Annotated in this window: 23 protein-coding genes; 12 read left to right on the top strand and 11 right to left on the bottom strand. The window is 66.2% G+C overall.

Features of this window, described 5'->3' with window-relative positions:
• Window positions 1-130 precede the first annotated feature (130 nt).
• The 5 genes from JG743_RS26545 to JG743_RS26525 all read left to right on the top strand — a co-directional run bounded on the left by JG743_RS26545 (window position 131) and on the right by JG743_RS26525 (window position 4,908).
• The gene (locus JG743_RS26545; protein ID WP_202294334.1) at window positions 131-820 is read left to right on the top strand and encodes an SDR family NAD(P)-dependent oxidoreductase; all 690 of its coding nucleotides are present in this window, start codon (window positions 131-133) and stop codon (window positions 818-820) included.
• 244 nt (window positions 821-1,064) lie between these two features.
• Window positions 1,065-1,916, top strand: a complete 852-nt coding sequence (locus JG743_RS26540; protein WP_202294331.1) for a MetQ/NlpA family lipoprotein — start codon at window positions 1,065-1,067, stop codon at window positions 1,914-1,916.
• Window positions 1,917-1,999: 83 nt separating this feature from the next.
• A complete protein-coding gene (locus JG743_RS26535; RefSeq protein ID WP_202294328.1) occupies window positions 2,000-3,091 on the top strand; it encodes a methionine ABC transporter ATP-binding protein in 1,092 nt (363 codons plus the stop codon).
• Window positions 3,072-3,725 carry a methionine ABC transporter permease gene (locus JG743_RS26530; RefSeq protein ID WP_202294325.1) on the top strand — a complete coding sequence of 218 codons (654 nt, stop codon included), beginning with the start codon at window positions 3,072-3,074 and terminating at the stop codon, window positions 3,723-3,725. Before JG743_RS26535 ends, JG743_RS26530 begins: the two co-directional genes overlap by 20 nt.
• A gap of 169 nt (window positions 3,726-3,894) precedes the next feature.
• Complete coding sequence (locus tag JG743_RS26525) at window positions 3,895-4,908, top strand: isopenicillin N synthase family dioxygenase (protein ID WP_202294322.1); 1,014 nt, start codon at window positions 3,895-3,897, stop codon at window positions 4,906-4,908.
• A 203-nt stretch (window positions 4,909-5,111) separates the two neighbouring features.
• Here JG743_RS26525 and hpaH read toward each other — a convergent pair whose 3' ends face one another.
• The 5 genes from hpaH to JG743_RS26500 form a co-directional block, all read right to left on the bottom strand.
• Window positions 5,112-5,915 (bottom strand): 2-oxo-hept-4-ene-1,7-dioate hydratase, encoded by an 804-nt coding sequence (gene hpaH, locus JG743_RS26520; RefSeq protein WP_202294319.1) that lies wholly within the window; start codon window positions 5,913-5,915, stop codon window positions 5,112-5,114.
• Window positions 5,912-6,787, bottom strand: coding sequence for a fumarylacetoacetate hydrolase family protein (locus JG743_RS26515; RefSeq protein ID WP_202294316.1), 876 nt, complete (start codon window positions 6,785-6,787; stop codon window positions 5,912-5,914). The genes hpaH and JG743_RS26515 overlap by 4 nt, the downstream gene beginning before the upstream one ends.
• A gap of 93 nt (window positions 6,788-6,880) precedes the next feature.
• Window positions 6,881-7,861, bottom strand: a complete 981-nt coding sequence (gene hpaD / locus JG743_RS26510; protein ID WP_202294313.1) for a 3,4-dihydroxyphenylacetate 2,3-dioxygenase — start codon at window positions 7,859-7,861, stop codon at window positions 6,881-6,883.
• A 15-nt stretch (window positions 7,862-7,876) separates the two neighbouring features.
• Window positions 7,877-9,394, bottom strand: a complete 1,518-nt coding sequence (hpaE, locus tag JG743_RS26505) for a 5-carboxymethyl-2-hydroxymuconate semialdehyde dehydrogenase (protein WP_202294310.1) — start codon at window positions 9,392-9,394, stop codon at window positions 7,877-7,879.
• Between the two features lie 27 nt (window positions 9,395-9,421).
• The gene (locus JG743_RS26500) at window positions 9,422-9,808 is read right to left on the bottom strand and encodes a 5-carboxymethyl-2-hydroxymuconate Delta-isomerase (RefSeq protein ID WP_202294307.1); all 387 of its coding nucleotides are present in this window, start codon (window positions 9,806-9,808) and stop codon (window positions 9,422-9,424) included.
• A gap of 213 nt (window positions 9,809-10,021) precedes the next feature.
• Between JG743_RS26500 and hpaR the strand changes: the two genes are divergently transcribed.
• The gene (hpaR, locus tag JG743_RS26495) at window positions 10,022-10,432 is read left to right on the top strand and encodes a homoprotocatechuate degradation operon regulator HpaR (protein WP_244672915.1); all 411 of its coding nucleotides are present in this window, start codon (window positions 10,022-10,024) and stop codon (window positions 10,430-10,432) included.
• 6 nt (window positions 10,433-10,438) lie between these two features.
• On the opposite strand, the gene JG743_RS26490 is transcribed toward hpaR, so the two are convergent.
• Window positions 10,439-10,948, bottom strand: coding sequence for a flavin reductase (locus tag JG743_RS26490; protein WP_202294304.1), 510 nt, complete (start codon window positions 10,946-10,948; stop codon window positions 10,439-10,441).
• An 11-nt stretch (window positions 10,949-10,959) separates the two neighbouring features.
• The gene (locus tag JG743_RS26485; protein ID WP_202302979.1) at window positions 10,960-12,504 is read right to left on the bottom strand and encodes a 4-hydroxyphenylacetate 3-hydroxylase N-terminal domain-containing protein; all 1,545 of its coding nucleotides are present in this window, start codon (window positions 12,502-12,504) and stop codon (window positions 10,960-10,962) included.
• 94 nt (window positions 12,505-12,598) lie between these two features.
• Between JG743_RS26485 and JG743_RS26480 the strand changes: the two genes are divergently transcribed.
• A complete protein-coding gene (locus tag JG743_RS26480) occupies window positions 12,599-13,477 on the top strand; it encodes a helix-turn-helix domain-containing protein (RefSeq protein ID WP_202294301.1) in 879 nt (292 codons plus the stop codon).
• 61 nt (window positions 13,478-13,538) lie between these two features.
• On the opposite strand, the gene JG743_RS26475 is transcribed toward JG743_RS26480, so the two are convergent.
• Genes JG743_RS26475 through JG743_RS26460 form a run of 4 tightly spaced genes read right to left on the bottom strand, consistent with a single transcriptional unit; the run spans window position 13,539 to window position 17,629 of the window.
• Window positions 13,539-14,897 (bottom strand): aminotransferase class III-fold pyridoxal phosphate-dependent enzyme, encoded by a 1,359-nt coding sequence (locus tag JG743_RS26475; protein WP_202294299.1) that lies wholly within the window; start codon window positions 14,895-14,897, stop codon window positions 13,539-13,541.
• On the bottom strand, window positions 14,890-15,573 hold the full coding sequence (locus JG743_RS26470; RefSeq protein ID WP_202302977.1) for an HAD family hydrolase: 684 nt from the start codon (window positions 15,571-15,573) through the stop codon (window positions 14,890-14,892). Before JG743_RS26470 ends, JG743_RS26475 begins: the two co-directional genes overlap by 8 nt.
• 8 nt (window positions 15,574-15,581) lie before the next feature.
• The gene (locus JG743_RS26465; RefSeq protein ID WP_202294296.1) at window positions 15,582-16,868 is read right to left on the bottom strand and encodes a Tm-1-like ATP-binding domain-containing protein; all 1,287 of its coding nucleotides are present in this window, start codon (window positions 16,866-16,868) and stop codon (window positions 15,582-15,584) included.
• Complete coding sequence (locus JG743_RS26460; protein WP_202294293.1) at window positions 16,865-17,629, bottom strand: IclR family transcriptional regulator; 765 nt, start codon at window positions 17,627-17,629, stop codon at window positions 16,865-16,867. Before JG743_RS26460 ends, JG743_RS26465 begins: the two co-directional genes overlap by 4 nt.
• Window positions 17,630-17,805: 176 nt before the next feature.
• Here JG743_RS26460 and JG743_RS26455 point away from each other — a divergent pair, with 176 nt between their 5' ends.
• The 5 genes from JG743_RS26455 (at window position 17,806) to JG743_RS26435 (ending at window position 23,560) form a co-directional block, all read left to right on the top strand.
• Window positions 17,806-19,251 carry an APC family permease gene (locus JG743_RS26455; protein WP_202294290.1) on the top strand — a complete coding sequence of 482 codons (1,446 nt, stop codon included), beginning with the start codon at window positions 17,806-17,808 and terminating at the stop codon, window positions 19,249-19,251.
• Window positions 19,252-19,325: 74 nt separating this feature from the next.
• Window positions 19,326-20,816 (top strand): aldehyde dehydrogenase, encoded by a 1,491-nt coding sequence (locus JG743_RS26450; protein WP_202294287.1) that lies wholly within the window; start codon window positions 19,326-19,328, stop codon window positions 20,814-20,816.
• Between the two features lie 91 nt (window positions 20,817-20,907).
• Window positions 20,908-22,056, top strand: coding sequence for an amidohydrolase (locus JG743_RS26445; protein WP_202294284.1), 1,149 nt, complete (start codon window positions 20,908-20,910; stop codon window positions 22,054-22,056).
• Between the two features lie 167 nt (window positions 22,057-22,223).
• Window positions 22,224-23,084, top strand: a complete 861-nt coding sequence (locus JG743_RS26440; RefSeq protein WP_202294281.1) for an FAD binding domain-containing protein — start codon at window positions 22,224-22,226, stop codon at window positions 23,082-23,084.
• Window positions 23,084-23,560 carry a (2Fe-2S)-binding protein gene (locus JG743_RS26435; protein WP_202294278.1) on the top strand — a complete coding sequence of 159 codons (477 nt, stop codon included), beginning with the start codon at window positions 23,084-23,086 and terminating at the stop codon, window positions 23,558-23,560. Before JG743_RS26440 ends, JG743_RS26435 begins: the two co-directional genes overlap by 1 nt.
• Window position 23,561: the final 1 nt, after the last annotated feature.

The following is a 23,561-nucleotide window of genomic DNA, read 5'->3' as shown; positions in this document are numbered from 1 at the left end:
CCAGCAAATCATCGCAAATGTCGGCGGCCTTTTGCGCCGAACGGCGAAAATGGAGCAACACCGTTCTTGCCTCTTGTCGCGGAAGGCGCGAGCCTGTGACCATCGGCATCGCACGTAGGGAGGAACCGAGATGGCGGCCAATGTCGCAGTGATCGCAGGCGCTGGTGCTGGCCTCAGCGCATCGTTGGCGCGGCTTCTCAGCAAGGAAGGTTTCCGCATCGTCCTTGCCGCCCGCAATGTCGACAAGCTTGCGGCCCTTGCTGGCGAGACCGGCGCGCAGGCGGTGGAAACGGATGTGTCGGATGCCGCCTCCGTCGCCCGGCTGTTCGAGGCGGCCGACAAGGCTGGCGCGCTCGAGCTTGCGGTCTTCAACGCCAGCGGGCGCACGCGCGGACCGATCGCCGAGCTCGACCCGGACGCGGTCAAACAGGCATTGCTGGTCGGCGCCTATGGCGGCTTCCTCGTCGGCCAGCAGGCGGCGCGGCGGCTGCTGGCGCGCGGCTCCGGCTCGATCCTGTTCACCGGCGCCACGGCAAGCCTCAAGGGCTTTTCCGGTTCGGCCGGCTTCGCCATGCCGAAATTCGGCCTGCGTGGCCTGGCGCAGTCGATGGCGCGCGAGTTGTTTCCGAAGAACATCCACGTCGCGCATTTCATCATCGACGGTCAGATCGAGCCGCCCGGCCAGGCCGCCGAGCCGGAGCGGCCTGACCGCAGGCTGTCGCCCGACGCTATCGCCGAGACCTATCTGGCCGTCCACCGCCAGCACCGCAGCGCCTGGAGTTTCGAGGTCGAGCTAAGGCCCTGGGTCGAGACGTTCTGACCGCGGTTGCTCCGGGCACAGACGGGCGCCGCCGATTCCGAGCGGCGCCTTTCGCTCACCGTCCGCATCGCGGCGGTCTCTGACAGGCGTGCTCACTGTCGTAAGATCTTTGAGAGAATATTTCCTGCCTGGTTGTGGAGAAGAAAAGCAGTTCTTTGATCGGACGCGCAGCATTGCCGATCCTGTCATCAAGGCTTCGCATCCCGCCTGGCCGATACGATTTCAGGATTGCAAGGAAACAACCATGTCCGATCACGGCAACGCTTCAAAATCTCTCGCTACGTCAATCACCAGGCGCGCCGGACTTGCAGCGCTTCTTGCTACAGCGCTTGCCGTTGTCGGGCTCGCTGCGCCGACGCCCTCCTTCGCTGAGGACAAGAAGGCTATCAAGGTCGGCATCATCAGTGGCGAGGACGAGGATGTCTGGCGCGTCGTCGTCGCCCAGGCTGCCGAAAAGGGGCTGACGATCGAGACCGTCGTCTTCAACGACTACACCCAGCCCAATGAAGCGCTCGAGCGCGGCGAGATCGACGCCAACGCCTTCCAGCACAAGCCCTATCTCGACAACCAGATCAAGACGCAAGGCTATCACATCGTCCCCGTCGGCTATACCGGCGTCTGGCCGATCGGCCTCTATTCGAAGAAATACAACAAGGTCGCCGACCTGCCGGAAGGTGCCGTCATCGGCCTGCCCAACGATCCGTCCAACGAGGGCCGCGCGCTGCACGTGCTGCAGAACGAAGGCCTGATCAAGCTGAAGGACGGTACCGGCATCCTGGCGACCACCGCCGACATTGCCGAGAATCCAAAGAAGGTCGTCATCAAGGAACTCGATGCCGGCATTGTCGGCCGCTCGGTCGAGGACCTCGACGCCGCCGTGGTCAACACCGACTGGGCGCTGAAGAGCGGCCTGGGTCCCGACAACCGCATCGCCCAGGAGCCGGTGGCCGACAATCCCTACCGCAACTTCATCGCCGTCAAGGCCGGCAATGAGAACGAAGCCTGGGTGAAGACGCTGGTCGCGTCCTACCAGAACGAAACGGTGAAGGCCGAGTTCGACAAGGTCTACAAGGGCACCGGCATCAGCGCCTATTGATCGGCGCCTGGCAGGCAGCAGCAGGCGGCCCGCTGTACTGCGGGCCGCCATCGCGTTTGCGGATCGCTGAAACGGAAACAAAGATGAACCAACATGTCACGGCCGAATTGGTCGATCCGGCGCACAGCCATCCCGCGGATCTGGAAGATGTCGTCCGCCTCGTCGATCTCAAGCGCCGCTTTGGCAAGACGGCGGCACTCGACGGCGTCTCGCTCACGGTGCGCAAGGGCGAAATCCTCGGCATCATCGGCCGCAGCGGTGCCGGCAAGTCGACGCTGATCCGCTGCCTGAACGGGCTGGAGCGCCCCGATACCGGCGAGGTCTTCATCGAGGGCCGCGAGATCGGCCGGCTTGGCGAGCACGAACTGCAGCCGCTGCGGCGCCGCATCGGCATGATCTTCCAGCATTTCAACCTGCTCTCTGCCAAGACCGTCGAGGACAATGTGGCCCTGCCGCTGAAGATCGAGGGCCGCGCCAAAGCGGAGCGCCTGGCGCGCGCGGCCGAGCTTCTCGACCTCGTCGGCCTGTCGGAGAAAGCAAAAGCCTATCCGGCAGCACTCTCGGGCGGCCAGAAGCAGCGTGTCGGCATCGCCAGGGCACTTGCCGCGCGCCCGGCACTGCTGTTGTCGGACGAAGCGACCTCGGCGCTCGACCCGGAGACGACGCGCTCGATCCTCGCTCTGCTGAAGGACATCAACCGGCGGCTCGGCCTCACCATCCTGCTCATCACCCACGAGATGGAGGTGATCCGCTCGATCGCCGACCGCGTCGCGGTGATCGATGCCGGGCGCATCGTCGAGGAGGGGCCGGTGTGGTCGGTCTTCGCCGATCCGCGCTCGGAGATCACCAGGAGCCTGCTCGGCGGCATCCGGCCGCAACTGCCTCATGAGATCGCCGGCCGGCTCGCCCCGGCGGGCGGCGGCGAGGCGATCCTGAGGATCGATGTCGCCGGCGAGGCTGCGCGCGGCCCGCTGCTGTCGGACCTTGCGATTGCCGTGCCGGGACCGTTTCGCATCGTCCATGGCGGCATCGACCATGTCCAGCAGCAGCCCGTCGGCACGCTGTTCCTCGCGGTGGCCGGCAACGATGCAAAACATCTGTCGGAAGTCATCGCGTTCTTGAAAGCCCGCGATGCGCGGGTGGAGGTGCTTGGCCATGTCGCCGGTTCTGTTTGAACTTCTCATCCGTTCGATCTGGGAAACGATCCTGATGACCGGAGCCTCCGGTCTCATCTCGCTGGTGTTCGGTCTGCCGCTCGGCCTGGCGCTGGTCGCCACCGACCGTGGTGGCATCGCCGAGAGCCTGTGGGTGAACCGCGCGCTCGCGGCGGTCATCAACGGCTTCCGCTCGGTTCCTTTCATCATCCTTCTGGTGGCGCTGATCCCGGTGACGCGGCTGATCGTCGGCACCTCGATCGGCACCTGGGCGGCGATCGTGCCGCTATCGATCGCCGCCACGCCCTATTATGCGCGCATCGCCGAAGTGTCGCTGCGCGAGGTGGACCACGGCCTGATCGAGGCGGCGCGGGCCATGGGCGGCAACCGCTGGACGATCATCCGCGAGGTGCTGGTGCCGGAGGCGTTGCCGGGCATTGTCGCCGGCTTCACGGTAACCCTGGTGACGTTGGTCGGCGCTTCGGCCATGGCCGGCGCCATCGGCGCCGGCGGTCTTGGCGATCTCGCCATCCGCTACGGCTACCAGCGCTTCGAGACCAGCGTCATGGTCGCCGTGGTCATCGTCCTGATCATCCTTGTCTGCGGCATCCAATGGGCGGGCGACCGGCTGGTCGCCAGGCTGGACCGCCGCTGATGAATGGGCGCCCGAAACCGGCAACGGATGTTCTTTGCCCGTCGGCAGCGGAATGCAGCGCGGGCTTTGCGTCGTTCGCGCCGAGATTGGATCGTGCGTTGCTTGGACGGCACTGGTCCGCATGGCATCGTGAGGCGGGGTCGCATAGCGCCGCGAAAGGAGCCTGACCATGGCCAGAATCATCCCCGTGCTCGATCTCGACCGTCTCGACCAGGGCGCCTCGGAACTGTGGACCTTTCTGTTCGACCTGCGCACGGCCGCGCGGGACGTCGGTTTCTTCTATCTCTCCGGCCACGGCATATCGGCTTCTGAAATCTCCGAGGTGCTCGACGCCTCGCGCCGGTTCTTCGCCTTGCCGGAGGCCGACAAGCTGGCCATCGAGATGGTGAAATCCTCACAGTTCCGCGGCTATACGCGCGCTGGCGGCGAGCTGACCAAGGGCAAGGCCGACTGGCGCGAGCAGCTCGACATCGGCGTCGAGCGCCCGACGATCCCGCAGGGGCCGGGCGTCCCGGCCTGGACGCGGTTGCAGGGGCCGAACCAGTGGCCGCAATCCTTGCCGGAGCTGAGACCGGCGCTGCTCGCCTGGCAGGCCAAGGCGACAGAGGTGGCGATCCGCCTGCTCAAGGCCTTCGCGCTCTCGCTTGAGCAGCCGGAAGACGCCTTCGATCCGATCTATCGCGACGAGCCCAACCATCGCATGAAGATCGTGCGCTACCCCGGTCGCGACGCCACCGGCGACGACCAGGGCGTCGGCGCGCACAAGGACGGCGGCTTCCTGACCCTTTTGCTGCAGGACGAGAACAAGGGCCTGCAGGTCGAGTACGATGGCGGCTGGGTTAATGTGGACCCGATCCCGCAGACGCTGGTGGTCAACATCGGCGAGCTGCTCGAACTGGCCTCGAACGGCTATCTCAGGGCAACTGTCCATCGCGTGGTGACGCCGCCGCCCGGCGTCGAGCGCATCTCGGTGCCGTTCTTCTTCAGCGCCCGGCTCGATGCGACGATTCCGCTGCTCGAGCTGCCCGAGGAACTGGCGGCCGAGGCGCGCGGCCCCGCGTGCGATCCAGACAATCCGCTGTTCCGCGACGTCGGAACCAATGTGCTGAAGAGCCGCCTGCGCTCCCATCCGGATGTGGCGCGGCGTCACTATGCCGATCTGCTGGAGACGGCGGCTAGTTGAGCCGCAGTAAGCGAGATTTTTTCGCTGTTTGGCCAGTTTTTGGAATTTTGTTCGTCGCAAACATGCCGATCAAAGCCCACATACAGGACATCGTTCGGCGTTCTCCTCCCATTGCGCCGGACGGTGTTCCCCTCTGAAGGTTTGACCTTCATTTCTGGCCGGGCCGCTTTCGCGCCCGGCCTTTTTTCTATCCGAATGAGCTGTCAGGCGAAGGCGATGCGGATGGTTCCGTACGGGCCGAAATCGGCAGCAATCTCGTCGCCGTTCCGGCACTCCACCGGCCGGATGAAGGAGCCGGACAGCACCACCTCTCCGGCGGATATCCGCATGCCGTATTGGTGCAGCCGGTTGGCCAGCCAGGCGATGCCTCTCGCCGGATGGTCGAACACGCCGGCGCCAAGCCCGGTCTCTTCGACCTCGCCATTGCGCGACACGATGGCGCCGATCCAGCGCAGATCGGCCTCGCGCGGGCCGGCGCTGCGGCCGCCGACGACGATGCCGGCGTTGGCGGCATTGTCGGATATGGTGTCGAAGAAGGTGCGGATCCGGCCGGTCTCCTTGTTCATCCGCTCGATGCGGGTGTCGAGGATCTCCAGCGCTGGCGTGATATGGTCGGTGGCGGCGAGCACGTCGTCGATCGACACGTCGGGGCCGGCGAGCGGCGCCTTCATGACGAAGGCAATCTCGGCCTCGATGCGCGGCTGGATGAAGCGGTCGGCCGGAACGATGCCGCCGTCGTCGAAGAACATGTCGTCGAACAGAATGCCGGAATCCGGGATATCGATCGCGAGCGCCGACTGCATCGCCTTCGAGGTCAGGCCGATCTTCCAACCCTTGATCGCCAGTCCCGCGGCGACCTTCCTCTTCACCAACGCGGCCTGCACCCGGTAGGCGTCGTCCATCGTCGCTTGCGGAAAGTCGAGGCTGAGCAGCCTGATCTGCCGGCGCTCGCGCTCGGCCTTGAACAGCCTTGCCGCCGCGTCCTCGACGTCAGCCTCCGTCATCATCGGTCAGTCCCTTCGTCGACGACGCCATTGCGGAGCAGGCCGATGCCGTCGGCCTCGACCTCGATCACATCACCCGGCTTCAGCCAGATCGGCGGGTCGAAGCGGGCGCCGGCACCGGTCGGCGTGCCGGTGACGATGACGTCGCCTGGCACCAGCGTGGTGAAGGTCGAGATGTAGGCGATGATCTTGCGGAAGGAAAAGATCATGCGGCTGGTGCGGTCCTGCTGTCGCACCTCGCCATTGACGCGGGTTGTGAGCGAGATGTCGGCGATCTGCGCCTCGTCGGTGAACGGCACCAGCCAAGGGCCGATCGAACCGGAGCGGTCGAAATTCTTGCCCTGGGTGACGTTGAACTTGGCGTGGCGCACCCAGTCGCGGAGCGTGCCTTCGTTGCATAGCGAAAGCGCGGCGATATGGCCGAGCGCGTCGGCTTCGGCGATGCGCCTGCCGGCCTTGCCGATGACGATGACGATCTCGCCCTCATAGTCGAGCTGCGGCGATTCCGGCGGCCGCACCAGCGGCGCGCCGTGGCCGACGAAGGAACGCGGGAAGCGGATGAACAGCGACGGGTTGGAGGGCGCCGCCTGCCCGTCCTTGTACTCCTCGTTGCGGTCCGGGTAGTTGACGCCGACGCAGATGATCTTTTCCGGCGAAGGGACCGGGATCTCGTAGGCGATGTCCTCCACCTTGAAGTCGGGTGCGAAAGCATCTGCTTCCTCGGCCAGCCGTAGCAAGGCGCCGGCCTCGATCACCTCGCGCAGCGTCGGCCATTGGCCGTGGCGCGCCGAGAGATCGACGACGCCCTTGCCGGTGATCGCGCCGTAGCGCGTCCTGCCGCCGACCGTGAAGGTGGCGAGGCGTGCCGCGCTCATGCTGAAACTCCGGTGAATGGCCGCTCTCCCCCCTCGTGGGGGAGATGTCCGGCAGGACAGAGGGGGGCGCGAAGGATCGCTGTCATCGCGAGACTAAGGCGCCACGATCGGCGACGCCGCCAGGTCGGACGGGCGCGGCTTGACGCCGGCGAAGACGCTGCCTTCCTCGAACCAGCTCCTCGGCGCCGGCGCGCCCCACAGCGTCTGGCGCTGCGGGTCCTTGAGGTCCCATTTGATCGGCTCGAGATCGGGGTCGACCGTCTGGTAGTCGGAGCAGTAGATCTCGATGCGGTGGTTGTCGGGGTCGCGGATGTAGAGGAAGAAGGCGTTGGAGATGCCGTGCCGGCCGGGGCCGCGCTCGATGTTCGCTAGCCAGCCGGTGGTCGCCATCAGGTCGAGCAGGTCGATGATGTTGAGCGGCGTCGGCACCCAGAAGGCGACATGGTGCAGCCGCGGCCCGAGGCCGTTGGTGAAGGCGATGTCGTGGACGCCGCCCTTGCGATGCGTCCAGGCGGCCCACAGCCTGCCGGTTTCTGCATCCTCGGTGTATTCGGTGACGCGGAAGCCGAGCTCGTTGTAGAACGCCACCGATTCATCGACGTTCGGCGAAAAGCAGTTGAAGTGGTCGATGCGCAGCGGCTTCACGCCCTTGTACAGCGCGTATTTTTGATGGATCGGCGGCAGCCGTTCCATCCTGGAATAGAATTCCAGCGGAATGCCGTGCGGATCGCGTGTGCGGAAGGTGCGCGACTGGTACGGCCGCTCGACCCACTCCACCGGCAGGCCCTTGGCCTTGAAGAAATGCGCGGCCTTGTCGAGATCCTCCTCCGAGAACAGCTTGAAGCCGAGGTCGCGCGCTTCCGCGACCGGGCCCTTCCTGAGCACGATGCAGTGATGGCCACGTTCTTCGAGCGCGCGCAGATAGATCGCGTCGCTGGTCTCGTCGGTCACCTGCAGGCCGAGCGTGTCGACATAGAAGGCGCGGGACTTGGCGAGGTCGGTGACGGCGAGCTCGACATGGGAGAGCCGCACGATGTTGAATTCCGGGTAGAGATTGGGTTGGGGCAGGGGCATCTTTGGGGTCTCCGGTCAGCCGCCGAGCTTCTGGATGGAATGCGGCGCCGTGGCGAACGCGATGTTCTTGGTTTCCATGTAGAAATCGAACGACCAGTCGCCGCCATCGCGGCCGATGCCCGAGCTCTTTGCGCCGCCGAACGGCGTCGGCAGGTGGCGCACATTCTCGGAGTTGACCCAGATCATGCCGGCCTCAAGCGCGTCGGTGAAGCGGAAGGCGCGGGTGACGTCCGAGGTCCAGAGGTAGCCGGTCAGGCCGTATTGGGTGTCGTTGGCCAAAGCCAGCGCATCGGCCTCGTCCTTGAACGAGATCGCGGTCAGCACCGGCCCGAAGATCTCTTCCTGGGCGATGCGCATCTTGTTGGTGGCGCCGACAAACAGCGTCGGGCTGACGTAGCAGCCGCCGCCCGGCCCGGCGAACTTGCCGCCGCCGGCGGCGACGACCGCGCCTTCCGACTTGCCGATGTCGATGTAGGACAGGACCTTTTCCTCGTGCACCGGATGGATCAGCGGCCCGACCACCGTTTCGGGGTCGAGCGGATGGCCGATCCTGATACGCTTCGCCTTCTCCGCGACAAGCGCGGTGAACTTGTCATAGATGCCTTCCTCGACCAGCAGGCGCGACGATGAGGTGCAGCGCTCGCCGTTCAGCGAATAGATCATGAAGACGGCGGCGTCGGCGGCGCGTTCGAGATCGGCGTCGGCGAAGACGATCACCGGGTTCTTGCCGCCGAGCTCGAAATGCACGCGCTTCAGCGTCTCGGCGCCCTGCTTCATGATCATCGAGCCGGTGCGGCTTTCGCCGACGAAGCCGATAGCCTTGATGTCGGGATGCTCGGTCAGCGCCCGGCCGGCGTCCTCGCCGAAGCCGTTGACGAGGTTCCACACGCCTTTGGGCAGGCCGGCCTGCTCGGCGATCTCGACCAGCAGCCGCGCCGTCAGCGGCGACAGTTCGGCCGGCTTGTGGACGATCGTGCAGCCGGCGGCGAGCGCCGGCGCGATCTTCCAGGTCGACAGCATGAACGGCGTGTTCCACGGCGTGATCACACCGACCGGGCCGATCGGCACACGCGTCGTCATATTGACCTGGTTCGGCGCGCGGATCGTCTGGCCGTCGCGGGCCAATGGCGCGCGGTCGGCATAGAAGCGAAAATTCTCGGCGCCGCGCAGGGCAGCCTTGGCCATGAACTTCAGCGATTGGCCGGTGTCCACGCATTCGACGAAGGCGATCTCCTCGGCCCGCGCAACGATGGCGTCGGCGATTTTGTGCAGCAGCTTCTTGCGGGCGTCGCCCGATATCGCCGCCCATTCCTTGAAGGCGGCTTTCGCTGCCTTGGCGGCGCGGTCGATGTCGGCGGGCTTGCCGCGCGCCACCCTGGCGATCGGCTTCAGGTCGATCGGCGAGATCGTCTCATACGTCGAGCCGTCGGCGGAAGGCACCGCCTCGCCGCCGATCTGGTTGAGCACGCCATCCTTCCTGAAGCGCTCCAGATAGGCCTCTGCCTTGCGCAGATTGTCGTCCAGTGTCGCCATGGGGTCTTTCCTGTTCTCTAGCACCAGTCACTTGCCGCGGAGCCGCGGGTGGATGGCGTTCTTCTTCCAGCTCAGCTCGGCGTCGATTTCGCGGATCTCCAGCGACAGCGCGAAGTGCGGTGTCGTGAGCAACGACGCCAGATGCTCGGACACCGCGGCGAAGATCGCTTCGCCGGCGCGCTTCTTCTCATCAGTGCTGCGGCCTTTGCCGATGCGGAAGTTCATGTCGATGAAGCCGTTCTCGGGCAGGCGGTCGGCGATCGCATAAGCCTCGGCGCGGAAGGCGCGCACCCGGACCGCGCCCGGCTCGAACAGGCCGGTTTCGAGGATGGTGCGCGAGACGAGTTCGCAAAGCGCGCCCATGTCGACCTTCGCGTCGAGATTCGCGGAATATTCGATCGCCATATGGGGCAAAGGTTTCCTCCACCTTTTAATTAACGTGTGAATTACATCTTGACGATCGAATGTCAAGCGTCGTTCTCTATAGGGATCGCGCATCCGGGCGGCGGGATTGCCGCTCCCGGCAAAATCGCGGATATAGCTGCGATCCGAGCCTTATGCGCGAGTCGAACTGGATTTGCCGGAGACCTGACCTTGCTACCGCCCAGCACCCGCCGTTCCTTGCCCATGGCGCTTCTGCGAGCCCGCGAGGTGATCATGGCGCATTTCCGGCCGATGCTCGCCCGCCACGACATCACCGAGCAGCAATGGCGCGTGCTGCGCGTGCTTGCCGAAACTGGTCCGCTGGAAGCGACCGAGCTCGCCAACCGCGCCTCGATCCTGCCGCCGAGCCTGACCCGCATCATCAAGGCGATGGAGGAGCGCGAGTTCATCACCCGCAACAAGGTCAAGGATGACGGCCGCCGCGCGCTGCTTGCCATCAGCCCGGCCGGCCTGGCGCTGATCGAGGACCTGGCGCCCGAGCGCATCGCCATCTACGAGGCGATCGAGCAGCGCTACGGCGCCGAGCAGCACGAGCGGCTGCTCGATATGCTCGAGGGCCTGATCCAGTCGGAGTCGTCCGAGAACCAGACCTGACGGCGTTCACCCGCCAAAACTGCCGACCGCGCTCGGCTGCATGTAGTTGCGGCCGACGTAGAGCAGCGCCGCCTCGTCGCTGCCATGGCGGATGTCGACGACGCGGCCGAACATGACATTGTGTGTGCCGACCTTGTTCACCGCGCCGATCTCGCAGTCGAAGCTGACGATGGCGTCGAGCAGGGCCGGCATGCCGGACGGCATGGTCTGCCACCGCGCCGCATTGTAGCGCTCGGCCATGTCGCGGATCGCGCCGGCGAACTTTCCCGCCAGATGCATATGCGACTGGGTGAGAACGTTGACGCAGAAGCGCTGGTTGGCGAGGAACAGGCCGGTCTGCGTCGAACGTTCGTTCATGCACACCAAGAGCGTCGGCGGATCGTCGGAAACGCTGCACATGGCGGTCGCGGTGAAGCCGCCGCGCCCCGCCGGGCCGTCCGTGGTGACGATGTTGACCGGCGCGCAGACCCGCGCCATGGCGTCCCGGAATTCCAGCCTCGAGACCTGCGCCTCCATGGCCGGGCTCCTCAGCTTGCCGCGGCCGAGAGCGGCGGCAGCCAGGTGTCGCCGGTCCAGCCCTTTTCGTCATAGTCGGCCATGCAGGCGTCGACCAGTTCCTCCATTTGCTTCAGCCGGCCGCCGCGCTCGGCGCCCTTCAGCACCTGCAGCCGCACCTCTTCCGGCGCGCCGGCATAGTTGAGCTCGTAGAGCGCATGGCGGCCGCCGAATTCGGTTCCGGTCGCGTCCCACAACAGTTTCATGATCTTAATGCGCTCGACATGGCCCATGTCGTTCGAGCCGCGCACATATTGCGCGAGGTAGCGGTCGATCTCCGGATTGTCGAAATCCTTGGCCGAGGACGGCAGGTAGATCAGCCCCGAGGCGATCACCCGGCGCACCGTGTCGATGACACGTGGATAGGCCTCCGACATGAAGGTGCGGTAGGCGAGCGCCGCTTCGAGATTGGGCAGCACCGCGCCGCTGGCCCACGGGATCGGATTGTGCGCCATCGCGTTGGAAAAACTCCAGAACATGTGGCGCAGCGCAATCACCTCGCCGAGTGCTGCCTGGTTGCCGCGGAAGGCATCGCCGCCGGTGGCGCGCAGCGCCTTGGCGAGCAGGCCGCAGAGGAAGTCGAGCTTGACGGCAAAGCGCGTGCAGCCTTGGAAGCAGTAGCCATGCATGAAGCCGGACGCCGGATGGAAGGATAGGATCTTCTGCGCGTCGCGCAGCACCAGCACGTCCTCCCAGGGGATGAAGACGTTGTCCAGCACCAGGATCGCGTCGTTCTCGTCGAAGCGCGACGACAGCGGATAGTCGAAGGGCTGGCCGACCGTGTTGGCCGTCTGCTCGTAGGAGACGCGGCAGAACATCTTTATCCCCGGCGCGTTCATTGGCACGATGAACATCACCGACAGCGACGGGTCCTCGGTCACCGTCGCCGAGCTCTGCGCCAGGAAATTGTAATGCGTGAGCGCCGACGACGTCGCCACCACCTTGGCGCCGGACACCCAGATGCCGGCATCGTTCTCCTTGGTGATGTGGACGAACACGTCCTTCACCTGCTCGGCCGGCTTGTGGCGGTCGATCGGCGGGTTGACGATGGCGTGGTTCATGAACAGCACCGCTTCCTGGGCACGCTTGTGCCAGGCCAGCGCATTGTCCTTGAACGGGCCGTACCATTCGGCATTGGCGCCGAGCGTGTTCATCAGCGCCGCCTTGTAGTCAGGCGTGCGCCCCATCCAGCCATAGGACATGCGCGACCAGTCGGCGATCGCCGTCTGCTGCTGGGCAAGGTCGGCGGCCGAATGCGCGACGCGGAAATATTTGTGCGTGTAGCCGCCCGATCCGGTGTCGGTCGGCGAGGTCAGCACCGCCTGTCGGTTGGGATCGTGGAGCGCGTCGTAGAGGCGTGCCAGCGAGCGCGCCGAGTTGCGCATCGCCGGATGGCTGGTGACGTCGGCCACCCGCTCGCCATTGATATAGACCGCGCGCCCGTCGCGCAGGCTTTCGAGATATTCGGCGCCTGTGAACGGCCGTTTCGTGTCGGCCCGGAAATCTTCCGATCGCATCATGATCCTCCCTTGATTGTTGGAGAGTAGCCCGAAGCGGTGCAATGGTTTATGGACGAAACACCAAAACCACTTGGACTTTTTCCGGAAAGCCATGAGCCAGGCCGCCATCCCCGAGTTCTTCGTCTATGGCGAGCCCACGCGCGCGCTCGACGTCGGCTTCCTGCATGTCGAGACGGTGCAGGCGCGCGCCTCCGTGCATCGCGGCCAGGTGCTGGCGCACAAGCATCCGCAGATGGCGCAGATTACCTTCTGGACCGGAGGCAACGGCACCTATCGGATCGAGGACAAAGGCTGGAGTTTTTCGGCTCCAACGGTGAGCTTCATGCCGAGTGGCGTGGTGCATGGCTTCGACATCGAGCCGGGGACAGACGCCATCGTCATCTCGGTCGCCGATGCGGCACTCGCGGTGCTCGCCGAACAGTCCGCGCTGCCGCTCGACCAGCCGGTCTTCGTCACAGGTCGCGGAGAAACGGCTCTGTGGGAGCGGTTGCGCGATACGGTCAGGATGATCCAGGCGGAATATGCCGACAGGCTGCCCGGCATGGACAAAATCCTGCCGCCGCTGATCGCCGTGGCGCTGTCAGGCATCGCCCGCCTCGATGCCGAATCGCACGCCGTCGCAGTGCCGGCGGCGGTGGCGCTGGGCGGCCGGCTGCGGCGCCTGATCGACCGTCACTTCCGCGACGACTGGCCGGTCGAGCGCTATGTCGAGGAGCTCGCCACGACCCGCCACCTGCTCGACAAGGCCGCGCGCCAGGTGCTGGGCGCCGGCGTGCGGCAGGCGATTGGCGAAAGGCGCCTCGTCGAGGCCAAGCGCCTGCTGCTCTTCACCATCCGCACGGTCGAGGATATCGCATACGAGACCGGCTTCAACGACCCGGCCTATTTCTCGCGCTTCTTTCGGCAGACGGTTGGCTTGTCGCCGGCGGCGTGGCGGAAGGAACGGTTGGAAAGAGGGAATAGGCAGTAGGCAGTAGGCAGTAGGCAGTAGGGGTTCGGCTCTCTAGTCCCCAATCCCTACTGCCTATTCCCTAGGCCGCGTCAGCGGCCCTCAGCCCCGCATCAAGTGCCTCGCCGATCTTCGCCACATCGGCCGCCGAGATGACCAGCGGCGGCGACAGGATGATGGTGTTGCCGGAGACGCGCAGCATGACGCCGGCCTGGTAGGCGGCTTCGGCCACCACGGCCAGGGTCTTCTTGTCGGCCGGCTTCTTGGCGGCGCGGTCGGAAACCAGCTCCAGCGCCGCCATCAGGCCCTGATAGCGGACGTCGCCGACCAGTTGATGCTTCGCCTTCAGCGCCTCCAGCGCCTTGCCGAGCTCGATGCCGCGGGCGGCGGCGTTCTCGTTGACGGCAAGCCGTCTTGTTTCGGCGAGCGCCGCCAGTCCTGCCGCGCAGCCGACCGGGTGGCCGGAATAGGTGTAGCCGTGCCCGATGGCGCCGAAACTCGTCTTGTCGGCCTCGAACACGTCGGCGACCTTGGCGCCGATCAGCGTGGCGCCGAGCGGGAAATAACCCGACGTGATCGCCTTGGCGATGGTCATGAAATCGGGCTTGACGCCAGAGAGCCGCGAGCCAGACCAGGCCCCGGTGCGGCCGAAGCCGGTCACCACCTCGTCGGCGATCAAAAGGATGTCGTGGCGGTCGCAGATGGCGCGGACCAGCGGCATGAAGCTCTCATGCGGAACGATGACGCCGCCGGCGCCGAGCACCGGCTCCATGATGAAGGCCGCGATCGTGTCGGCGCCCTGGAAGGCGATCTCGTCCTCGATCGCCCGCGCGCAGAGCTTCGCCAGCCTCGCCGGATCGGTCTCGTCGAACGGATTGCGGTAGGTCCACGGCGCCGGCGTGTGGAAGACGCCGGGCAGCAGCGGCTCGTAGTTGCGGCGGAAATTGGCGTTGCCGTTGACCGAGGCGCCGCCGAAATGCGTGCCGTGATAGCCCTTCTTCAGCGCCAGGAATTTCGTCCGGTCGCCCTGGCTCCTGATCTTCCAGTATTGCCGGGCAAGCCGCAGCGCCGTCTCGACCGAATCCGAACCGCCCGAGGTGAAGAAGGCCCTCACCATGCCCTCCGGGGCAAACCATTCGCAAAGCTCGTAGGCGAGCTCGATCGACGGTCCGGTCGAGGTGCCGCGAAAGCCGGAATAATATGGCAGTGCGTCGAGCTGCGATGCGATCGCCTTCTTGATCGGGTCGCAGCTGTAGCCGAGGTTGACGTTCCACAAGCCTCCGACCGCGTCGAGCACGGTGCGGCCGTCGGCATCTGTCACCGACACGCCGTCGCCCTTCATGATGATCTTCGGCGGCGTCGCCCGCATCTCGGCCGGATGTGCCATCGGATGCCAGATCGGCTTGGCATTGTTCTCGGTGAGGAAGTTGATGTCACGCATCGGTGGAGACTCCGGTTTCCGATTGGGAGAGGGCGAGGCCGAAATGGCCAAGCGCCTCGGCGTAGCTTTGCGCCGGCTGGGCGACGTCGAAATGCACGGTGAGCATGCCGGCGGCGTTGGCGCCGTCGATGTTGCGCTGCTGGTCGTCGACGAAGACGCACTCGCCAGGCGGCAGCTCCAGCGCCTCGCCGAGCATCGCATAGGCCCGGCGGTCGGGCTTGAGGATATGCGTGTAGGTGGCGTCGACGATCGTCTCGAACAGCGACAGCAGCGGCAGCCGCTGGCGAAAGCTCTTGCCGTAGAACAGGTCGAGCTCGTTGGAGAGAATGGCGAGCCTGACGCCGGCCGCATGCGCCGCCCGGATCGCCTGCTCGGCCTCAGGCCGCACCACCGCCTGCGGGTCGGCGCCGCGCGCCCGCTGCACGAAGGTCGACATATCCCGCCAGTCCTCGCCGACCAGCTGGCCGACCTCGCGGGTGCGCGTCCTCCAATAGTCGCGCTCGCTGATCTCGTCCGCTTGCATGGCGCGCCACAGGGGGTCGGAGGCCGGGTCGAATGGGCCGCGCCAGGCAAGCGTGCCCGGCGCCAGCCCCAGCGCGCGTTCGGTCAGGGCGTGCGTCTCGAATAGCGTGCGGGTGACGACGCCGCCGAAATCGAGCACCAGCGCCTTTGGCAAGGACCTGCTCATGCGGCATGCCTCCGGCCGGGCGGAACGATGCCGTCTGCGACCCAGCGGTCGAAGATCTCCAGCGCCTTGGCGCTGAAGGCGGCGTCATTGATGTGCCCGGCTATCTCGTGCAGCTCGGTATTGGCGGGCACGCTCGAACGCATCTCGTCGATGAAGGCCGACAGCGCTTCCGGTTCATGCAACGGTTCGCCCTCCTGATCCCATTGCTGGATGCCGCCGGCGGGCAGGATGAAAGCGGTCGGGCCTGTCGCTGCAGCGAGCTTGTCGCCGATGGCGCGCGCGATCTCCCTGCGGGTCGCGCCGTCCGAGGTCACCGAGGCGAGCAGGCGGTTGTGCGCATGGTAGGGCCGTTCGTTGAAGCGGGCTGGCACCGCTTGCCAGGTCGGGAAATCGACCATGTCGATGGCGCCGGGCGCGACGATCTGCGGGATGCCTTGCCGCCCGGCATTCTCCAGCCGGTCGGTGCCGGAATTCACCACCGAGCCGGTGAGCTGGTTGGCGAGCTCCTGCAGGCTGAAATCCATCACCGCGACAAAGCCCTTCTGCGCGGCGATCGCCTCCAGCGCCCGTCCGCCCATCCCGGTGGTATGGAAGACGATCACCTCGTAGCCGCGCTTTTCGAGCTCCGGCTTCAGCGTCACCATGTACTGCAGGCAGCTTTTGCCGAGCGAGCTCATGCCGATCCGCGGCTTGGCCTCGTCCGGTTTGACGACGGCGCGCACCGCGCCCACCACCGCGCCGCAGGCCTGCGACAGCACCGCCTTGCAGGCGCTGTTCAGCCCATAGAGCCCGCCCGCCCACAGGATCATCATCAGGTCGGTGGCGATGCGCTCGGGCGGCAGCAGGTGCGAATAGGCGATCGTCGAGACGACGAATTTCGGCACGCCGAGCGGCAGCGCCAGCGCCACGTCGAGCGCAAGGTCGGTGCCCATCGAGCCGCCGAGCGCGATGACGCCGTCGATCTCGCCCTTGTCGTGCAGAGCCCGCGCCAGCCGCGAGGCGCCGAGCGCCATCAAGGTCATCGCCGAATTCTCGTCGCCGCTGGCGATGATCGCCTCGATCGTCGTGTCGGCGGCGCTGGCCACGGCATGCCTGTCATAGGCCGGCCGGTAGGGCGGGTCGCCAAGCACGCTGACATCCATCATCACGGCGACACCGCCGACGGCCTCGATGCGCTCGCGCATGAACAGAAGCTCGTCGGCCTTGGTGTCGCCGGTGCCGATAACCAGGATACGGCGTGTTTCCTCCACAGTCGGTTCTCCCTGCAATGTCGTTGTTGTCATGCCCGCTTGCGGCCCGGCAGGCCGCCGAAAAGCCGCTCGCTGATGCCGCGCGCCGCGGCCGCGACGCTGGCGCCATGGCGCTCGATGTCGCCCTTCTGGATTCGCACCCTGGGTGCTGCGACCGCGATGGTGCCGATGGCCAAGCCGTCGGCGCCGAGGATCGGCGCCGCGACGCTGAGCACGCCTTCCTCATAGCCTTGCGAGCCGGTCGAATGCCCGCGCGCGCGGGCGGCGGCGATGTGTTCAGCAAGCGTTTCGGCATCGCCGATCGTGTAGGGGGTGAAGGCCGGCAGCGGTCCGGCGAGGACGCCGGCGCGGACATGCTCTTCGGTGAACGCCAGGAAGGCGATGCCGGAAGCTGTCGCATGCATAGGCAGCACCTCGCCAAGCTGCACGCTGACGCGGTTGGCCTTGGCCGATTCGATGACATGGACGGAGATCAGGCCGCGCTTCGAATATTCGGAGAGATGCACGGTCTCGCCGGTCTCGGCCGCCAGGTGCTCGACCACCGGCACCGCCATGCGCAGGAACGGAAACTGCACCTCGCGCATCAGCGCCAACCGCGCGACGCCGGCGCCCAGCCGGTAAAGCCGCGTGGTTTCATCCTGCTCCACCAGCCCGTGCTCGATGAGCGAGACCAGCAGCCGCCGCGTCGTCGCCTTGTCGAAGCCGGCGCGCCTGGCGAGGTCGGCCAGCGCCGTCTCGGGCGCGCCGCGACCGAGCATTTCCAGCAGTGAAACGGCTTTGCCTACCGTGCCCATCCCGGTCTGATCCTCCATCAGATACTTAACGTGCGAATTAACTTGACAGCAAGTCGATTCCTTTGCAAGTCTATATTCGAAATGTCGTTCCAAATAGTGAAACGATAAATGGCCCGCAGAAGGCCCCGGCATTTCAGGGACACTTGGTTTCCGCGAGCGCGGATCTGGAGGGAAAGATGACGACAATTGAAGCCGGCGAAGCGAACCGGCTAAGGAAGAACAGCCTTGGCGTTGGCGCCATCACCTTCATGGTGATCTCGGCCGCGGCGCCGCTCACGGCTGTGGCGGGTGGCACGCCGCTCGGCATGCTGATGGGCAACGGTGCCGGTTTTGCCGGCACCTATCTCATCGTGACGGTGCTGCTGCTGCTGTTCGCGGTCGGCTACGTCGCCATGTCGCGCCATGTCGGCAATGCGGGCGCCTTCTATGCCTATGCGGCGCGCGGGCTCGGCGGCCTCGCCGGCGGCGCCACGGCGTTGATCGCCATCCTGTCCTACAATGCCATGCAGATCGGCGTCATGGGCCTGCTCGGCGCCGCCACCGCCGGCCTGTTCGCCGGCTGGGGCATCGCTCTGCCCTGGTGGGTGTGGAGCTTCATCGCCATCGCCATCGTCGCCGTGCTCGGCTACCGCCAGGTCGACCTGTCGGCCAAGATCCTGACCGTGCTGGTGCTTGCCGAATATGTGGTGGTGCTGATCCTCGACCTGACGATCCTTAGGACCGGCGGCGACAGCGGCCTGTCGGCCGCGCCGTTCAGCTGGAGCCAGATCACCAGCGGCGCGCCGGCGATCGCCATCCTGTTCTGCTTTGCCGCATTTATCGGCTTCGAGGCGACAACCATCTATGCCGAGGAGGCGCGCGACCCCAAGGTCACCATTCCGCGCGCCACCTACTTTTCCGTCATCCTGATCGGCCTGTTCTACATGGTCACCGCCTGGCTGATGGCGGTCGGCGCCGGCGTCGACAAGCTGCTGCCGGCCCTGCAGGGCCTCCAGGATCCGACCACCTTCCTGTTCGGCCTGTCCGACCGCTATTCCGGAACGCTGCTCACCCACGCCATGAGCATCCTGTTCGTGTCGAGCCTGTTCGCCGGCGTGCTGGCATTCCACAACGCGGTTGCCCGCTACATCTACGTCGCCGGCCGCGAGAAGCTTCTGCCGCAGACCATCGGCGTGACCCATTCGGTGCACCAGAGCCCGCATGTCGCCTCGGTCATCCAGAGCGTGCTTGCGGCCGTTGTCGTCGGGCTCTTCGCCGTGCTCGGCCTCGATCCGGTGCTGGCGCTGTTTTCGTGGCTGACCAACGTCGCCACGCTCGGCGTCATCGTGATGATGGCGGTGGCCTCGCTGGCCGTCGTGATGTACTTCCGCGCCCATCCGTCCGCCCAGGAAAACGCGCTGAAGACCACCGTCCTGCCGGGGCTTACCTTCATCGCCTTTGTCGTCATCATCTACCTGATCGTCATCAATTTCGGCAGCCTGTCGGGCGCGGGCGGCTTCCTCGGCGTGTTCCTGCCGCTACTGGTGCTGATCGCCGCCGTGGTCGGCCTGTTGCTGGCGGGCGCGCTGAAGGGCCGCGATCCGGTCGCCTTCGAAAATCTCGGTGTGCCTCTGAAGGATTGAGACTGACAGAGGGGCGGCGCCCGGCGCCGCCCTTCTCGAACCACCCTTCACGTTGCCTTCGGAGCCGCTAGCCAATGATCAGCCAGACCACCATCGACACGCTGCGCAAGGCCGAGATCGGCGCGCAAAACCTGTTCATCGATGGCGTCCAGACGGCGGGCGCGACTGGCGCCACATTGTCGGTGATCTCGCCGATCGACGGGCGTCCGTTCGCCAGCATCGCCGACGGCAATGCCGCCGACATCGATCGCGCGGTGCTCGCTGCCCGCAAGGCCTTCGAGAAGGGTTCCTGGTCGTGCGCTGCACCGGCCTCTCGCAAGAAGGTGCTGACGAAGCTCGCCGAGCTGGTCGAGAAGCACGCCGACGAGCTCGCCGTGCTCGGCGTGCGCGACAACGGCACCGAGATCGGCATGGCCTACAAGGCCGAGCCGCTGTCGGCGGCCGGCACCATCCGCTACTACGCCGAGGCGATCGACAAGATCTATGGCGAGATCGCACCGACGGCCGACAACGTGCTTGGGCTGATCCACAAGGAGCCGCTCGGCGTCGTCGGCGTCATCGTGCCCTGGAATTTCCCGCTGATGATCGGCGCCTGGAAGATCGCGCCGGCGCTCGCCGCCGGCAACTCGATCGTCGTCAAGCCGCCGGAGATCGCCTCGCTGACGCTTTTGCGGCTGGCGGAACTCGCCGCCGAGGCCGGACTTCCCGCCGGAGTGCTCAACGTCGTCACCGGCCGTGGCGCCGTTGCCGGCGAGGCGCTCGGCCTGCATATGGATGTCGACGCCATCGCCTTCACCGGCTCGGGGCCGGTCGGCCGCCGGCTGCTCGAATATTCCGCGCGCTCCAACCTGAAGCGCGTCTTCCTCGAGCTCGGCGGCAAGTCGCCCAACATCGTCTTCGCCGATGCGCCCGACCTGAAGCAGGCGGCGACCGTCTCGGCCAACGGCATTTTCCGCAACTCCGGACAGGTCTGTGTCGCCGGCTCCCGCATGCTCGTCCAGTCGTCGGTCTACGACCGCTTCATGGACGAACTCCTGAACGCAACCACGAAGCTCAAGGTCGGCGATCCGCTTGATCTCGCGAGCGACATCGGCGCGGTGTCGAGCGCCGAGCAGCTCGACAAGAATCTCGGCTTCGTCGCCAGGGCGGCGGAGGAGGGCGGCCGCCTCGTCACCGGCGGCGACCGCATCCTGGCCGAGACCGGCGGCAGCTACATGGCGCCGACCATCTTCGAAAACGTCACCGAAAGGATGCAGCTCGCCCGCGAGGAGGTCTTCGGACCGGTTCTCGGCGTCATGCGCTTCGACACCGAGGCGGAGGCGGTGCGGCTCGCCAACTCGACCGTCTATGGCCTGGCTTCCGCCGTGTGGACCTCGAACCTATCGACGGCGCACCGCATGGTGCGCGCCATCAATGCCGGCGTCGTCCACGTCAACACCTATGGCGGCGCCGACATCACGGTGCCGCTCGGCGGCGTCAAGCAGTCCGGCTTCGGCCGCGACAAGTCGCTGCACGCCATCGAGAAATACGTCGATCTCAAGACCGCCTGGATCGCGCTCGGATAGTCGTCCCTCAGGGGGAAACCGTCGAGTTTCTGGCTCACCAGGACAGCGTCGCGTGCTATGAAGACCGCCCAGCCAAGCGGAGCCGGAAGACGTGACCCTGACCAATCGAGACATTGTCGAGCTTACGGCATGGCGCCGTAGGCTGCATCAGCAGCCGGAAATCTCCAACGAGGAGGAGAGGACGGCCAAGGAGGTCGTCGACTTCCTCGCCGACACCGGGCCGGACAAAGTGCTGACCGGCCTCGGCGGCCATGGCGTGGCGGCGGTCTATGACAGCGGCACGGCAGGGCCGACGGTGCTGTTCCGCTCGGAGCTCGACGCGCTGCCGATCCATGAGCTTTCGGGCGTCGAACATGCTTCGCAGGTGCCGGGCAAGTCGCATATGTGCGGCCATGACGGCCACACTGCGATCCTCGCGGCGCTCGGCCGCCAGCTTGGGCGCGAACGGCCCGCCCGCGGCCGCGTCGTGCTGATGTTCCAGCCGGCCGAGGAAACCGGCAACGGCGCGGCCGGCGTCGTCGCCGATCCGCGCTTCGGCGAGATCGCGCCGGACTTCGCCTTCTCGCTGCACAATCTGCCTGGCGTGCCGTTCGGCGAAGTGCGGGTCAAGCCCGGCGTGGTCAACTGCGCCTCGCGCGGCATGCGCATCGTGCTGGAGGGCAAGACCGCGCATTCCTCGATGCCCGAAACCGGCGTCTCGCCGATGCTGGCGGTTAGCCAGCTCATGCCGCAGCTTCCGGCGCTCGGGCGCGGAACCTTCGCCGACGACGAGTTCAGTATGGTGACCGTCACCCATGCCGCGATGGGCGAGGCGGTGTTCGGCATCGCGCCCGCCCATGCCGAGGTGTGGGCGACGCTGCGCACCCGGCGCGACGACCGCATGGCGGAGCTCGTCGCGGGCGCGGAAGCGCTGGCCACTAGGATCGCGGACGAGCACCGCCTTGCCGTCAGTTGCGACTATCACGAGATATTCGTCGCCAGCGTCAACGCGCCGGACGCGGTGGAGCATCTGACCCGCGCTCTCGATGAAGAGGGCGTGCCGCGCGGCGAGGAAGGCCTGCCGATGCGCGCCTCGGAGGATTTCGGCATCTTTGGCCACAATGCCAGGTCGGCCATGTTCTTCCTCGGCGCCGGCGAGCGGTACCCTTCGCTGCACAACCCGGATTACGACTTCCCGGACGACCTGATCCCGGTCGGCTCGAAAATATTCATGCGCGCGGCGCGCAATTTGCTGGGCTGAGTGCAAGGACATCCTCGTGCGGCGCGCCGGCGCTGGCACATGTCGGTTGCCGCCTTGGACCTAATTTTGCAGTGGCTGGCCCAATCGCCGCCGGTGCGGAAGAGGATGGCCATTATGAGGAGACCCTTTATAACGGTCGACGAAATTGCGATAAACATGAGGAGACGATGCGCTACATACGTCCGCATTCAATCGACGACGCCGTTGGCCTGCTGGCCGGGTCGTCCGGCACGGCCGCCATCCTCGCCGGAGGCAGCGACCTCCTGGTAAGGATGAAGGGCGGCTTCATCGAACCCGACCTGATTGTCGACATCAAGGCCATCGACGGCCTGAGCGAAATCCGCGAATCCGCCGAAGGCTTCAGCATCGGCGCCGCCGTGCCCTGCGCCGTTCTGGGCGAGAACGCTTCCGTCAGGAAGGCATGGCCGGGCGTCGTCGAGGCGGCCAAGCTGATCGGCTCCAAGCAGGTGCAGGGACGCTGCACCATCGTCGGCAATCTCTGCAACGCCTCGCCGGCCGCCGACAGCGTGCCGGCGCTGGTGGCCGCCGGCGCCAGGGCATCGATTGCCGGGCCGGGTGGCCGCCGCACGATTGCCGTGGAGGCCGTGCCGACCGGGCCGGGCAGGACCTCGCTCGCCAAGGGCGAGATCATCGACGCGATCCTGCTCGACAAGCGCGCGCCGCGTTCGGGCGATGCCTATCTGCGCTTCATTCCGCGCACCGAGATGGACATCGCTGTGGTCAGCGCCGGCGTCAACCTGACGCTCGACGAGCAGGGCGTCGTCAAGGCCGCCCGCGTGGCGCTGGGCGCCGCGGCACCCACGGTGCTGCTGGTCGAAGAGGCCGCCGAGGCGCTTATCGGCAGGACGCTCGACGAGGCCGCGCTCGAGCGGCTCGCCAAGGTCTGCGCGGGCGCCTGCCGCCCGATCGACGACAAGCGGGGCACCATCGAGTTCAGACGGAAAGTCGCGGGTGTGCTGGCCAGGAGAGCCGCCACGACCGCCTATCAGCGTGCAGGAGGCAAGTGATGGCCGGTGTAGCGGTTTCAACGACAATCAATGGCGATCACGTCGAATACCTGTGCCAGCCGGACGAGACGCTGCTCGACGTTTTGCGCGACCGCCTGGGGCTGACCGGCGCCAAGGAAGGCTGCGGCACCGGCGACTGCGGCGCCTGCAGCATCATCCTCGACGACCGGCTGGTCTGTTCCTGCCTGGTGCTGGGCGCCGAGGCGGAAGGCCGGCGCATCGAAACCGTCGAGGGCATGGCGCATGGCGATCAGCTGCATCCGCTGCAGCAGAAATTCCTCGAGCACGCCGCCTTGCAATGCGGCATCTGCACGCCGGGCTTCCTGATCGCGGCCAAGGACCTGCTCGCCAAGAATCCCGACCCGACCGAGGAGGAAATCCGCTTCGGCCTGGCCGGCAACCTCTGCCGCTGCACCGGCTATGACAAGATCGTGCGCGCCGTCCAGGACGCCGCAAACGTGATGAAGGGAGCCTGAG

Origin of the sequence: Mesorhizobium sp. 131-2-1 (genome assembly GCF_016756535.1) — a bacterium.
In the GTDB taxonomy this organism is placed as follows: Bacteria; Pseudomonadota; Alphaproteobacteria; order Rhizobiales; family Rhizobiaceae; genus Mesorhizobium.
Note: the sequence above shows the minus strand (reverse complement) of the source record. Positions and strands in the feature narration are given on the sequence as shown.

Excerpts from the sequence above, each read along its gene's own strand:
- JG743_RS26515 (WP_202294316.1), bottom strand. The coding sequence starts at position 6,787 with ATGAGCGCGGCACGCCTCGCCACCTTCACGGTCGGCGGCAGGACGCGC.
- JG743_RS26475 (WP_202294299.1), bottom strand. The coding sequence starts at position 14,897 with ATGCGTGACATCAACTTCCTCACCGAGAACAATGCCAAGCCGATCTGG.
- hpaR (WP_244672915.1), top strand. The coding sequence starts at position 10,022 with ATGGCGCTTCTGCGAGCCCGCGAGGTGATCATGGCGCATTTCCGGCCG.
- JG743_RS26535 (WP_202294328.1), top strand. The coding sequence starts at position 2,000 with ATGAACCAACATGTCACGGCCGAATTGGTCGATCCGGCGCACAGCCAT.
- JG743_RS26525 (WP_202294322.1), top strand. The coding sequence starts at position 3,895 with ATGGCCAGAATCATCCCCGTGCTCGATCTCGACCGTCTCGACCAGGGC.
- JG743_RS26490 (WP_202294304.1), bottom strand. The coding sequence starts at position 10,948 with ATGGAGGCGCAGGTCTCGAGGCTGGAATTCCGGGACGCCATGGCGCGG.
- hpaE (WP_202294310.1), bottom strand. The coding sequence starts at position 9,394 with ATGGCGACACTGGACGACAATCTGCGCAAGGCAGAGGCCTATCTGGAG.
- JG743_RS26455 (WP_202294290.1), top strand. The coding sequence starts at position 17,806 with ATGACGACAATTGAAGCCGGCGAAGCGAACCGGCTAAGGAAGAACAGC.
- JG743_RS26530 (WP_202294325.1), top strand. The coding sequence starts at position 3,072 with ATGTCGCCGGTTCTGTTTGAACTTCTCATCCGTTCGATCTGGGAAACG.
- JG743_RS26435 (WP_202294278.1), top strand. The coding sequence starts at position 23,084 with ATGGCCGGTGTAGCGGTTTCAACGACAATCAATGGCGATCACGTCGAA.
- hpaH (WP_202294319.1), bottom strand. The coding sequence starts at position 5,915 with ATGATGACGGAGGCTGACGTCGAGGACGCGGCGGCAAGGCTGTTCAAG.
- JG743_RS26450 (WP_202294287.1), top strand. The coding sequence starts at position 19,326 with ATGATCAGCCAGACCACCATCGACACGCTGCGCAAGGCCGAGATCGGC.
- JG743_RS26545 (WP_202294334.1), top strand. The coding sequence starts at position 131 with ATGGCGGCCAATGTCGCAGTGATCGCAGGCGCTGGTGCTGGCCTCAGC.
- JG743_RS26480 (WP_202294301.1), top strand. The coding sequence starts at position 12,599 with ATGAGCCAGGCCGCCATCCCCGAGTTCTTCGTCTATGGCGAGCCCACG.
- JG743_RS26440 (WP_202294281.1), top strand. The coding sequence starts at position 22,224 with ATGCGCTACATACGTCCGCATTCAATCGACGACGCCGTTGGCCTGCTG.
- JG743_RS26540 (WP_202294331.1), top strand. The coding sequence starts at position 1,065 with ATGTCCGATCACGGCAACGCTTCAAAATCTCTCGCTACGTCAATCACC.
- JG743_RS26460 (WP_202294293.1), bottom strand. The coding sequence starts at position 17,629 with ATGGGCACGGTAGGCAAAGCCGTTTCACTGCTGGAAATGCTCGGTCGC.
- hpaD (WP_202294313.1), bottom strand. The coding sequence starts at position 7,861 with ATGCCCCTGCCCCAACCCAATCTCTACCCGGAATTCAACATCGTGCGG.
- JG743_RS26485 (WP_202302979.1), bottom strand. The coding sequence starts at position 12,504 with ATGCGATCGGAAGATTTCCGGGCCGACACGAAACGGCCGTTCACAGGC.
- JG743_RS26465 (WP_202294296.1), bottom strand. The coding sequence starts at position 16,868 with ATGACAACAACGACATTGCAGGGAGAACCGACTGTGGAGGAAACACGC.